The 11,910-nt window shown below is 71.1% G+C and carries 11 protein-coding genes; 5 read left to right on the top strand and 6 right to left on the bottom strand.

Features of this window, described 5'->3' with window-relative positions; all coding sequences use genetic code 11:
- Positions 1 to 74: 74 nt before the first annotated feature.
- The 3 genes from hpt (at position 75) to folE (ending at position 3,611) form a co-directional block, all read left to right on the top strand.
- Positions 75 to 635: a hypoxanthine phosphoribosyltransferase gene (gene hpt / locus R2S09_RS36255; RefSeq protein ID WP_030177349.1), complete on the top strand. Its 561-nt coding sequence runs from the start codon at positions 75 to 77 to the stop codon at positions 633 to 635.
- Positions 636 to 819: 184 nt separating this feature from the next.
- Entirely contained in the window at positions 820 to 2,859 is a 2,040-nt protein-coding gene (gene ftsH / locus R2S09_RS36250; RefSeq protein ID WP_306188641.1) for an ATP-dependent zinc metalloprotease FtsH, read from the top strand.
- Between the two features lie 146 nt (positions 2,860 to 3,005).
- The gene (gene folE, locus R2S09_RS36245; RefSeq protein WP_306188639.1) at positions 3,006 to 3,611 is read left to right on the top strand and encodes a GTP cyclohydrolase I FolE; all 606 of its coding nucleotides are present in this window, start codon (positions 3,006 to 3,008) and stop codon (positions 3,609 to 3,611) included.
- 26 nt (positions 3,612 to 3,637) lie between these two features.
- Here the strand turns inward: folE and R2S09_RS36240 are convergent, their stop codons facing one another.
- The 6 genes from R2S09_RS36240 to R2S09_RS36215 all read right to left on the bottom strand — a co-directional run bounded on the left by R2S09_RS36240 (position 3,638) and on the right by R2S09_RS36215 (position 9,519).
- Entirely contained in the window at positions 3,638 to 4,126 is a 489-nt protein-coding gene (locus R2S09_RS36240; protein ID WP_306188638.1) for a DUF3180 domain-containing protein, read from the bottom strand.
- A 110-nt stretch (positions 4,127 to 4,236) separates the two neighbouring features.
- Complete coding sequence (gene folK / locus R2S09_RS36235; RefSeq protein ID WP_306188635.1) at positions 4,237 to 4,848, bottom strand: 2-amino-4-hydroxy-6-hydroxymethyldihydropteridine diphosphokinase; 612 nt, start codon at positions 4,846 to 4,848, stop codon at positions 4,237 to 4,239.
- Positions 4,845 to 5,204: a dihydroneopterin aldolase gene (folB, locus tag R2S09_RS36230; RefSeq protein ID WP_306188633.1), complete on the bottom strand. Its 360-nt coding sequence runs from the start codon at positions 5,202 to 5,204 to the stop codon at positions 4,845 to 4,847. Before folB ends, folK begins: the two co-directional genes overlap by 4 nt.
- A 261-nt stretch (positions 5,205 to 5,465) precedes the next feature.
- Positions 5,466 to 5,975 carry a nuclear transport factor 2 family protein gene (locus R2S09_RS36225; RefSeq protein WP_316745484.1) on the bottom strand — a complete coding sequence of 170 codons (510 nt, stop codon included), beginning with the start codon at positions 5,973 to 5,975 and terminating at the stop codon, positions 5,466 to 5,468.
- Complete coding sequence (folP, locus tag R2S09_RS36220) at positions 5,972 to 6,904, bottom strand: dihydropteroate synthase (protein ID WP_316745483.1); 933 nt, start codon at positions 6,902 to 6,904, stop codon at positions 5,972 to 5,974. The genes R2S09_RS36225 and folP overlap by 4 nt, the downstream gene beginning before the upstream one ends.
- 803 nt (positions 6,905 to 7,707) lie before the next feature.
- Entirely contained in the window at positions 7,708 to 9,519 is a 1,812-nt protein-coding gene (locus tag R2S09_RS36215; RefSeq protein WP_316745482.1) for a phosphatidylglycerol lysyltransferase domain-containing protein, read from the bottom strand.
- A gap of 227 nt (positions 9,520 to 9,746) precedes the next feature.
- Here R2S09_RS36215 and R2S09_RS36210 point away from each other — a divergent pair, with 227 nt between their 5' ends.
- Positions 9,747 to 10,874, top strand: a complete 1,128-nt coding sequence (locus tag R2S09_RS36210; protein WP_306188629.1) for an esterase family protein — start codon at positions 9,747 to 9,749, stop codon at positions 10,872 to 10,874.
- Between the two features lie 146 nt (positions 10,875 to 11,020).
- Positions 11,021 to 11,910 (top strand): hypothetical protein (locus R2S09_RS36205; protein WP_316745481.1); only part of this gene is annotated, 890 nt, incomplete at its 3' end.

Here is an 11,910-nt window from a genome sequence, read left to right as displayed (position 1 = left end):
CTTCCCCCCGGGAAGGCGCCGGCCTCCCCTTCCGGGAGAGCCGGAACAGCCGGTGGGACGACCGACCGAAAGTGATGCGGGTGGACGCGAAAGACATGGGTGCCGACCTTCAGCAGGTACTCATCACCAAGGAAGAGATCGACGCCAAGCTGGCCGAGCTGGCCGCGAAGATCGACGCGGAGTACGCGGACAAGGACCTGCTGATCGTCGGCGTCCTCAAGGGCGCGGTCATGGTCATGGCGGACCTGGCACGGGCCCTGTCCACCCCCGTCACCATGGACTGGATGGCCGTTTCCTCCTACGGCGCGGGCACCCAGTCCTCCGGCGTCGTGCGGATCCTCAAGGACCTCGACACCGACATCAAGGGCAAGCACGTCCTGATCGTCGAGGACATCATCGACTCCGGCCTGACCCTGTCCTGGCTGATCAACAACCTCGGCTCCCGCGAGCCGGCGTCCCTCAAGGTGTGCACGCTGCTGCGCAAGCCGGACGCCGCCAAGGTCGCCATCGACGTGGAATGGGTCGGCTTCGACATCCCCAACGAGTTCGTCGTCGGCTACGGCCTGGACTACGCCGAGAAGTACCGCAACCTGCCGTTCGTCGGTACGCTCGCCCCCCACGTCTACGGCGGCTGACGCCGTCCGCCGCGGCGCCGCACGGTGATCGGGAACTCCAGCGGCACCGCGGGCGTTGGAGCATGCAGACGGGTACGCCGGCTCTCCCGTGCGGCTACGAGCCGCGATGCTGGGGTACCGTCAGAAGAACTGTCTTATCAAACTCACTATGGCAGGAGGGACGGGGCGGCACCGCTCCGTATGGATGGACGTGAAGCGATACTTCCGTGGGCCGGTCATGTGGATCGTGCTGGCCGTCCTTGCCGTGGTCGTGTTGATGCAGGTCGTCGGCTCGTCCGGCGGCTACAAGACGGTGGACACAGGCCAGGTCGTAGCCGCGATCAATGACAACCGGGTCCAGCAGGCCAAGCTGACCACCGGCGACGAGCAGACCATCAAGGTCGAGCTCAAGGACGGCCAGAAGGTCTCCGGCAGCTCGAAGATCCAGGCCAGCTACATCGGCGACCAGGGCGTCAACATCGCCAACACGCTGCAGGACAAGTTCCAGCACAAGCAGATCCCGGACGGCTACACGGTCTCGCCGTCCAAGCAGAACCCGTTCGTCGGCGTGCTGCTCTCCCTGCTCCCCTTCGTCCTCATCGTGGTCGTCTTCCTGTTCCTGATGAACCAGATGCAGGGCGGCGGCTCCCGGGTCATGAACTTCGGCAAGTCCAAGGCCAAGCTCATCACCAAGGACACCCCCAAGACGACCTTCTCGGACGTCGCCGGCGCCGACGAGGCCGTCGAGGAGCTCCAGGAGATCAAGGAGTTCCTCCAGGAGCCGGCCAAGTTCCAGGCCGTCGGCGCCAAGATCCCCAAGGGCGTCCTGCTCTACGGCCCGCCCGGCACCGGCAAGACGCTGCTGGCGCGCGCGGTGGCCGGCGAGGCAGGGGTCCCCTTCTACTCGATCTCCGGTTCCGACTTCGTCGAGATGTTCGTCGGTGTCGGTGCCTCCCGAGTCCGTGACCTGTTCGAGCAGGCCAAGGCGAACGCCCCGGCGATCGTCTTCGTCGACGAGATCGACGCCGTCGGCCGCCACCGCGGCGCCGGCCTCGGCGGCGGTCACGACGAGCGCGAGCAGACCCTGAACCAGCTGCTCGTCGAGATGGACGGCTTCGACGTCAAGGGCGGTGTGATCCTCATCGCCGCCACCAACCGGCCCGACATCCTCGACCCGGCCCTGCTGCGCCCGGGCCGCTTCGACCGCCAGATCGCGGTCGACCGCCCCGACATGCAGGGCCGCCTGGAGATCCTCAAGGTCCACCAGAAGGGCAAGCCGGTCGCCCACGACGTCGACCTGGCCGCCGTCGCCCGCCGCACCCCCGGCTTCACCGGTGCCGATCTGTCCAACGTCCTGAACGAGGCCGCGCTGCTCACGGCCCGCAGCGACCAGAAGCTGATCGACAACAAGATGCTGGACGAGGCGATCGACCGCGTGGTCGCCGGCCCGCAGAAGCGGACCCGGATCATGTCGGACAAGGAGAAGAAGATCACCGCGTACCACGAGGGCGGTCACGCCCTGGTCGCGGCGGCCTCGCCGAACTCCGACCCGGTCCACAAGATCACGATCCTGTCCCGCGGCCGTGCCCTGGGCTACACGATGGTGCTCCCGGACGAGGACAAGTACTCGACCACGCGCAACGAGATGCTCGACCAGCTGGCCTACATGCTGGGCGGCCGCGCGGCCGAAGAGCTGGTCTTCCACGACCCGACCACGGGTGCCGCGAACGACATCGAGAAGGCCACCACCACGGCCCGCGCCATGGTCACGCAGTACGGCATGACCGAGCGCCTGGGTGCCATCAAGTTCGGCGGCGACAACACCGAGCCGTTCCTCGGACGTGAGATGGCTCACCAGCGCGACTACTCGGAAGAGGTCGCCGCGCTGGTGGACGAGGAAGTCAAGAAGCTCATCGAGAACGCGCACAACGAGGCCTGGGAGATCCTGGTCGAGAACCGCGACGTCCTCGACAACCTCGTCCTGGCCCTGCTGGAGAAGGAGACCCTGGGCAAGGAGGAGATCGCCGAGATCTTCGCCCCGGTCGTCAAGCGCCCGCCGCGGCCCGCCTGGACCGGCTCCTCCCGCCGTACGCCGTCCACCCGTCCGCCGGTGCTCTCCCCCAAGGAGCTGGCCCTGACCAACGGGGCGAACGGCGCGGCGGCGGCCATCAGCACGGTGAAGTCCACCGCCACGGACTCCGCCCCGGCGCCGGAGCAGACCCCGGAGGAACGCCCGGACCACTGACGAAGAGCCGTGCGAGGTCCCACCGGCCCCGCACCGCCCCGGAATGTCTGCCGCGCCCCCCGGGTTCTAGCCTGGGGGGCGCGGCATTTCGTATGCCCCGGCATTTCGTATGCCCGCGGTTGAGACAGACAGGAACGAGGCTTCACATGACCGACCCCGTGACGCTGGACGGCGAGAGCACCATCGGCGAGTTCGACGAGAAGCGCGCCGAGAACGCCGTGCGCGAGCTCCTCATCGCGGTCGGCGAGGACCCGGACCGCGAGGGCCTGCGCGACACCCCTGCGCGGGTCGCGCGGGCGTACAAGGAGATATTCGCGGGGCTGTGGCAGCAGCCGGAGGACGTCCTGACGACGACGTTCGACCTGGGCCACGACGAGATGGTGCTCGTGAAGGACATCGAGGTGTACTCGACCTGTGAGCACCATCTCGTCCCGTTCCGGGGGGTCGCTCACGTCGGCTACATCCCGTCCACCAGTGGCAAGATCACGGGTCTGTCCAAGCTGGCCCGGCTCGTGGACGTCTACGCCCGCCGCCCGCAGGTGCAGGAACGGCTCACCACGCAGATCGCCGACTCGCTGATGGAGATCCTGGAGCCGCGCGGCGTGATCGTCGTCGTGGAGTGCGAGCACATGTGCATGTCGATGCGGGGCATCCGCAAGCCCGGTGCCAAGACCATCACCTCGGCGGTGCGCGGTCAGCTGAGGGACGCGGCGACGCGCAACGAGGCGATGAGCCTCATCATGGCGCACTGACGCGGCACCGACGCCTCCGGTGGCTGTCAGGCCACCGGTTCCGTCCCCGGGTGGTCCTGGTCGTCGTCCTCGGGGAGTTTGCAGACGCGTTCCAGGAACAGGGCCGCCGCTATCACCGCAAGGCCCGCGACGACCGAGAATCCGGCGTAGATCGCCTGGTCGCGGCGGGCGGGGATGTCGAGGAGCTCCAGCAGGAAGACGCCCGTGCCGCCGTACATGCCGGCGACGAGGGCGGCGACCAGGGCGCTCGCCTGACCGAAGACCACCGCGCGGGCGGCCATCAGCGGGTCCACGCCCTTGGCGCCGGGGCGGCGCTCGCGCTGGGCCTTCAGCCGGGCGCGCAGGGAGAGGGCCGTGGACAGCAGGACCGCGGCGATCAGGGCGAGGACGATGGGGGCGGCCAGGGGGACGCTGGGCAGTGTCCCCACCCCGTTCCACAGGCGGGCGCCCGCCCAGGACAGCACTCCGGCGACGACGAACACGCCGATCAGCACCCTGATGCGCAGCTCTTTCACGGTGTCCCTTCAGCTCCCCCGGACCGTGGGTCGGGCATGAGCGGCTCGTCCCGGCCCGCTCACGGGTCCGTCCGTGCCGTACGTCGTCTGATCTTTCTCGACCTTAACGACTACTCGGGCAGCCGGAGTTCCAGATCCGCGCGCGGCTCCACACCCGCACGGGTGAGAGCGGTCAGCAGGGCGGCCACGGGGCCGCGGCCCGGCAGCTGGGCCTCGGGGTCCACGTCGTGCCACGGGGCGAGGACGAAGGCGCGTTCGTGGGCGCGCGGATGAGGGAGCGTGAGACGCGGGTCGTCGGAGACGACATCGGCGTAGGCGACGATGTCGACGTCGATGGTGCGCGGACCCCAGCGCTCGTCCCGGACCCGGTGGAAGGCCTCCTCGATGGCGTGGGCGCGCTCCAGGAGGGAGGACGGCGGCAGCGTCGTCTTCAGGACCACCACCGCGTTGAAGTACGACGGCTGGGAGCCGGGCTCGACGCCCCACGGCTCCGTCTCGTAGACGGGGGAGACCGCCTTGATGCGCACGCCCGGGGTGTCCTCCAGGGCGTCGACGGCGCCCTGGAGGGTCTCCAGGCGGTTGCCGAGGTTGGAGCCGAGGGAGATCACGGCCCGTTTCGGGTTCTGCAGGGTGGTGTCGGCGGCGTCGACCTTCTCGACGACGGAGGCGGGCACCGGCTGGACGGTCGGGTCGGGGGGTCCCTGGGCGAAAGGTGCGCTCATACTCGGCTCCGGGTGATGGTGACGGTCACGTCGTCGAAGGGGACCGTGATCGGCGCGTCCGGCTTGTGGACGCAGACCTCGACCTCCTGGACCCCCTCGTGCTTCAGGCAGACGTGGGCGATGCGCTCGGCGAGCGTCTCGATGAGGTTCACGGGCTCGCCCTCCACCACGGCCACGACCTCCTCGGCCACGATGCCGTAGTGCACGGTCTTCGCCAGGTCGTCGTCGGCCGCGGCCCGGCGGGTGTCCACGCCCAGGACGAGGTCCACCAGGAAGGTCTGGCCCTCCTCGCGCTCCTTGGGGAACACCCCGTGGTGCCCGCGAGCCTTCAGGCCGCGCAGCGCGACACGATCCACGCGAATCACTCCTGCAATCGTCGGTGACGGCCGGTCGCTGCCGCGTGCGGGCGGCACACCGGTCGTCAACGAATCTACCTGCGGACACTGACAGTGCCGGGTCCCGGGCACGGTCCCGTGAGCCGGGCCGGGCAGGTTTCACCGTGCGTTTCCCCTGGAGAACCCGCTTGCTCACCGGCCGGCGGCCGCTTCTGCCGCCGAGCCCGTGATTCCGGCCACGTCCGGCGCTCGCCGGCGTTCCTCGTTGGTGCGCCTACCCACTCAGGCGGGGGTCTCGCCGTCCCCGGCCTCCTCGTCCTCGTCGCTCTCGGCCAGGACGGGGGAGGCGTGGTGGGACCAGAGCTTCCACCCGAGCGGTGTGCGCCGGAACACATTGGTGGCGACGACCAGCTGGCCGACCAGCGGGCCGAGCTCGCCGCCGTCGTCGGGGGCGCCGCCGCTGAGGATGTTCTCGGTGCAGGTCACCAGGGCGGTGTCGCCCGTGACCGAGACATGCACATCGGTGAGGAAGAACTGGATGTACTCGGTGTTCGCCATGATCAGCGCGTAGGAGCGCAGAACCTCGCCGCGGCCGGTGAGCACCGGCCAGCCGGGGTGCACGCAGGAGACCACCCCCGTGTCGGCCGGGTCGTGGTACTCCTCGTCGACGCCCAGGTCGGACGGGGTGAGCCAGAGCGAGGACAGCCCCTCGAAGTCACCCTGCTCCAGTGCCTCGTAGAAGGCCGTGTTGGCGGCCTCGACCTCCTCGACGTCGGTGTGGGGGGCGCTCACCGGTGTCCTTCACAGGAGCGGGAGGCGGTCTCGGTGGTGTGCGTGTCACCGGCGGGGGCGTTCTGGTGGCCGCGCGCCTGCTCCACGGCGCGTGCGACCCGTACCGCGTCCGCCGTCGCGCGTACCTCGTGGACGCGCACCGCCCATGCGCCGGCGTGCGCCGCGAGCGCGGAGACGGCGGCGGTGGCGGCGTCACGCTCGCGCGCGGGCGGAGGCGCGCCCTGGGGGCCGGCCAGCACCCGGCCGAGGAACCGCTTGCGGGAGGCGGCGACCAGCACGGGGTGGCCGAGGACCAGCAGGCGGTCGAGGTGGGCCAGGAGCTCCAGGTCGTGCTCGGCCTCCTTGGAGAAGCCGAGGCCCGGGTCGACCACGATCCGGTCGGGGGCGATGCCGCCGTCCAGAACGGCCTCCACGCGCGCGTGCAGCTCGTCGACTACCTCGGTGACGACGTCCGCGTACACGCCCTGGACATTGCCGCCCTGAAGAAAGCCGCGCCAGTGCATGACGACGAACGGAGCGCCGGCGTCGGCCACCACGGGGATCATGGCGGGGTCGGCGAGGCCGCCGCTGACGTCGTTGACCAGCGCGGCTCCGGCCGCGAGGGCCTCCTCGGCGACGCGGGCGCGCATCGTGTCGACGGAGATCGTGACGCCCTCGGCGGCGAGGCCGCGGACGACGGGGATGACCCGCCGGAGCTCCTCGTCCTCGTCGACGCGGGTGGCGCCCGGGCGCGTGGACTCGCCACCGACGTCCACCAGGTCGGCACCCTGCGTGACCAGGTCGAGGCCGTGCTTGACGGCTAGGGTCGTGTCGAACCAGCGGCCGCCGTCGGAGAAGGAGTCGGGGGTCACGTTCACGACCCCCATGACCGCACACCGGTCCCACGCCGGAAGCCCCTCCACTGCCCCGCGCCCGCTCAGGTTGCTCATATGTTCAGCGTAGGCCCAGGCCCACCCCGTCACTGCCGCGACCCGGACCCCGCCCCCACGACCCCTCGGCCAGGGACCCCGCCCGCAGGACGGGGCTCAGGCCCGAGCGGCCAGGTGCCCGAGAAGGGCGCCCGAGCCGCCCTGCGAGACGGAGACGGGCGGGAGGCGAGACGGGCGGGAGGCCCGAGACAGAGCGCGGCCGAGACAGGGCGCGGCCGAGAAGGGCGCGGGGCCGAGGAAGGGTGTGGGGCTGAGGCAGAGGGCGGGGCCGAGACAGGGGGAGGGGCCGAGACAGGGGGAGGGGCCGAGACCGCCGGTGGGGTCCCGAGAGTGCGGGCCCGAGAGGGCTGGGGGGCCAAAAGAGGGTAGCGAGCTCCAAGTCCGCTTGCGGGGCTCGTGGTGGCTCGTGAGGCCGGGACGGGTGGGCGGCTCGAGGCGGGGCTTGGCCGAGGCGGCCGGCGGGGTGCCGAGGCGGCTGCAGGGCCCAAGGGAGTTGCGAGGCTCAGGTCTGCTTGCGGGCCAAGTGTGCCTGCGGGGCTCGGGGCGGCTCGAGACACCGGTGTGGGCCGAGACGGCCGGTGCGGCGACGGGGCGGGGCGCCCGGCCTGGACGACCGCCGGCCGGGCCGGGCAGACGCGGGTCTGGGATGTCTGCGGTCGCGAGACCGGTGCGCGGCGAGAGCCGGGGGAGAGGCGGAGGCGCGGGTGTCGGGGGCCGAAAGGGGTGCGGGTCCGAGAGGGGGAGGGGCCCGAGAGAGGCGCCTGGGCTGGAGGGGCAGGGCGCTCTCTCGGGCCGGTACGGGGTCAGGCCGCGCGGATGTCGCGTTCCGCGACCGCGTGGGGGCACGGGCGCTGTGCGGTGCGGCGGTGGCGCAGGAAGCGCGGGAGCGGGAGGGCGAGGTCGACGAAGCCCTCCGCCTGCATGGCGGCGAAGCCGATGCGGGGCAGGTCGCCGGAGGCGCGGTAGACGACGAACCGCGGCTCCCAGCGCGGCTGGAACTTGGCGTTGAACTTGTACAGCGACTCGATCTGGAACCAGCGCGAGAGGAACACCAGCAGCCCGCGCCAGGCCCGCAGCACCGGACCCGCACCGATCTTCTCGCCGCGTGCCAGCGCCGAGCGGAACATCGCGAAGTTCAGCGACACCCGGGTGATGCCGAACTTCGGCGCGGCCTGCAGCGCCGCCACGATGAGCAGCTCGTTCATGCCGGGGTCGGCCGAGCGGTCGCGGCGCATCAGGTCCAGGGAGGCGCCGTCCTCCCCCCAGGGGACGAAGTGCAGGACCGCCTTCAGGTCGCCGTACTCGCCCGGCTCGTCGTCCTGCTTGTGCGCGGTCGCTATGAGGCAGTCGCCGTCGGAGGGGTCGCCGATGCGGCCGAGCGCCATGGAGAAGCCTCGCTCGGTGTCGGTACCCCGCCAGTCCTCGGCGGCCCGCCGGATCCGTTCCAGCTCGGCGTCGCCGAGGTCACGAACGCGCCGCACCCGCGTTTCGTAGCCGGCCCGTTCGATGCGCTTGACCATCTGGCGGACGTTGCGCATCGCGCGTCCGGCGAGCGAGAAATCCGCGACGTGGACCACCGCCTCGTCGCCCAGCTCCAGCGCGTCCAGGCCGGTCTCCCGGGTCCACACCTCGCCGCCGGTCTCGGAGCAGCCCATGACGGCGGGCGTCCAGGAGTGGGCCTTGGCCTCGTCCATGAACCGCTCGATGGCGCCAGGCCAGGCCTCGACGTCGCCGATCGGGTCACCGCTGGCGAGCATCACGCCGGAGACGACGCGGTACGTCACCGCCGCCTTGCCGCTGGGCGAGAACACCACGGCCTTGTCGCGGCGCAGCGCGAAGTGGCCCAGGGAGTCCCGGGCGCCGTGCTTGGCCAGCAGGGCGCGCAGCCTGCTCTCGTCCTCCTCGGTCAGACGTGCGGCCGGGTGCTCGGGGCGGAACGCCAGGTAGATCGTGGTGACCGCGGTGAGCCAGCCGAGCGCGCCGAGCGAGAAGGCGACCGTCCAGGACGTGTTGCCCTGGTAGTCGACCGGGCCCTCGAAGCCGAACAGGCCGTAGACGACGTGGGTGAGCCGGTCGGCCACGCTCGGGTTGCCGACCATGCGGTGCGCGTGGACGCTCACGATGAGCATGCCCAGCGCCAGCGAACCCGCGCTCATGAGCACGAAGTTGGCCAGCGCCCGCCACCGGCTGCGCGGGTCCGGCAGGGCCGCGAACTCCTTGCGGTGGACCAGCAGCGGCGCCAGCAGCGCCAGTGAGATGATCACACCGACCACGGAGTGCCGGTAGACGAACTCGGCCGCCGCGCCCGCCGGAAGCAGCGCCACGGCGGCGCGCCAGGCCCGCCGCTTGCGTCGCTTCAGCCCGTGCGCGAGCAGCAGCAACAGCACGCCCGCGCTGAGGGACAGCGCCGCGGCGAACGGGCCGAAGGATCCGGGCAGCACCTCGGCGAGGGCGTGCATCCGGCTGTGCCGGAAGCGCGGAAAGACACCCGCCGCAATGTCCAGGACGCCCACGACGGCGGCGGCCCTGCCGACGAGAGCGGGGACGGCCTCGGGGCGCGGACCGCGGAGTATGCGGCGCATCCGACGGGATCGACCCGGAACCTCGCCCGACATTTCCCCATCTATCCTGACAGACATCGCATCCCGTAGTTCTGCGAGAGACCTTGAATCCGGTGCCGATCGGGGCATCCGGCGACATTGCGCCCTCTAGGACGGTGTCTGGGGGAGAGAGGTTCACTCCCCACCGGAAAACCGGGTCAAAGGCCAGGGAAAGCCCGGGGCAAGCCCTCGCCAAGGATGCGTCGGTGGCTCCCGGGGGAAGTGCAGGCAGGAAAGAGCCCATGGGTCTCACGAGCAAAAAAGTGCTGGTACTGGCGGTCGCGCTCGCCGTGCTGCTGTTCGTCGCCACGGTGTGGCTGTGGCCGCGCCTGGCGCGCCGCAACTGGCGGGCCGTCAGCGGGCGCGTCGGCATCCTGCTGGCCACGCAGACGGTGATCTTCGCCTGCGTCGGCCTCGCCACCAACCAGGCTTTCGGCTTCTACGCCAGTTGGGCGGACCTGTTCGGGCAGGAGACCGACCAGGGCGTCGTCGTCGACCACTCGGCCAACGGCGGCACCGGCGGCCCGCTCCAGGTGGTCGCCACCCAGGCGATGAAGGTGACCGGCAAATCCCGGCCGCAGATGTCCGGCCAGATCCAGAAGGTCGACATCGTGGGCCGTACGACCCATATCGCCACCTCCGCCTTGATCTACCTGCCGCCGGAGTACTTCCAGCCGCAGTACCGCACGCGCACCTTCCCGGCGACCGTGGTCCTCACCGGGTATCCGGGCATCGCCCAGTCGCTCGTCAGCAAGCTCAACTACCCCCGTACGGCGCTGGATCTGGCCAAGGACGGGCGGATGCAGCCGATGATCCTGGTGATGCTGCGGCCCACCGTGGCGCCGCCGCGCGACACGGAGTGCGTGGACATCCCGCGCGGCCCGCAGGCCGAGTCGTTCTTCGCCAGGGATCTTCCCGACGCCGTCCTCGCCCACTACCGGGTCGGAAAAAAGCCGGGCAGCTGGGGCATCGCCGGTGATTCCACAGGTGGTTACTGCGCGGTGAAACTCGCCATGCACCATCCCGAGGTGTACGCGGCCGGTGCGGGACTGTCGCCGTACTACAAGGCTGCGCTCGATCCGACCACCGGTGATCTCTTCCACGGGAACAGGAATCTGAAGAATCGCGCCGACCTGATGTGGAGCATCAAGCACATGCCCGCTCCCGACACTTCACTGCTCGTCACGAGCAGCAGGCACGGCGAGACCGACTACAAGGCAACGCTGAAGTTCATAGACGCCGTCAGGGCGACGAACAAGACCCGTATCGCCTCGATCGTCCTGGACAGCGGCGGCCACAACTTCAACACCTGGAAGCGCGAGATCCCGGCGATGCTCCAGTGGCTCAGCGGGCGGCTGAGCGACCGCTGAAAATGATCTTGAAGAGGGGAGTGCGGGCTCCGGAGAAGGCCGGGAGCGGGCCCGCGAAGAAGAACGGGAAAAGGGCCGGGATCCCGTGGCGGTCTTTTTGCGGGGCGGGGCACCACGATTCGCCTACGCGCGGTAAGTTTCTGGCCATGCCACGTGGACGTCACCGCCATTCCCCGCCCTTGCACAGGCTGCTGCCTCCTTCGGCGATCGCCGGCGTCTCCCTCGTCTGCGCCCTGGGTCCCTGGGTGTTCACGGCACCGGTGGTGCTGCGGTCCCTCGCCGCGGCCGCCGCGCTGACCGCGCTCACCGGTGCGGTCGTCATGCGCCGCTGGGACGCACAGGCCGGCCGCACGGTCGCCGACCTCACGCGCGCGCGGGCGAGCGACGAGTGGCGCTTCGAGGAACGCGTCGCCGAACTCGAGTCCGACCTTGAGGAGTCGCGCGAACTCCGCGTCCGCCTCGAGCACAAGCTGCGGGCCAAGCGCAAGGAGCTGGCGGGGCTGCGCAACGAGCACGCGGCCCTGCTGCGCCGGTACGCCACCGCGGAGACCGAGCGCGCCAGCGCCCTGGAGGGCCGCCGCCTGCTGGAGCTGGAGGCCGCGCCCGACGCCCGCGCGCTGCCGGCCGCCCTCGCCGACCGGGCGGCCGCGACGACCGGCACCGAGGCCGTCGACGCCGAGGCCGTTGACGCGGAGGCCGTTGACGCGGAGGCCGCAGGCGCCACGGAGGCTGTGGCGATCGATGGTGTGGCGGAGGAGTCCGTGGCCGCGACTCCGGGCGTGTTCTCCCCGGAGGGCTCCGAGCTGTTCCTGCGCGCCAAGGCCGCGCTGTCGCGGTTCGCCGGGGACGCCGAGCCCGCGAAGGAAGCAGCGGTCGCCGGTGCGGCAGCCGGCACGGCCACCGACGGCGACGCGGACGCCGCGCCGGAGGACGAACCACAGGGGCAGCCGGTGGCGGGCGCCGCGCCCCCGCGCGCGGCCGCCCCCCCCCCCCCCCCGGCGGGCGCGCGCGCGCCCGGGGGGGGCGCCGGGGGGCC

It is taken from the genome of Streptomyces sp. MK7 (assembly GCF_032658145.1).
Lineage (GTDB): Bacteria > Actinomycetota > Actinomycetes > Streptomycetales > Streptomycetaceae > Streptomyces > Streptomyces spiralis.
This window is presented reverse-complemented; position numbering and strand designations above follow the sequence as displayed.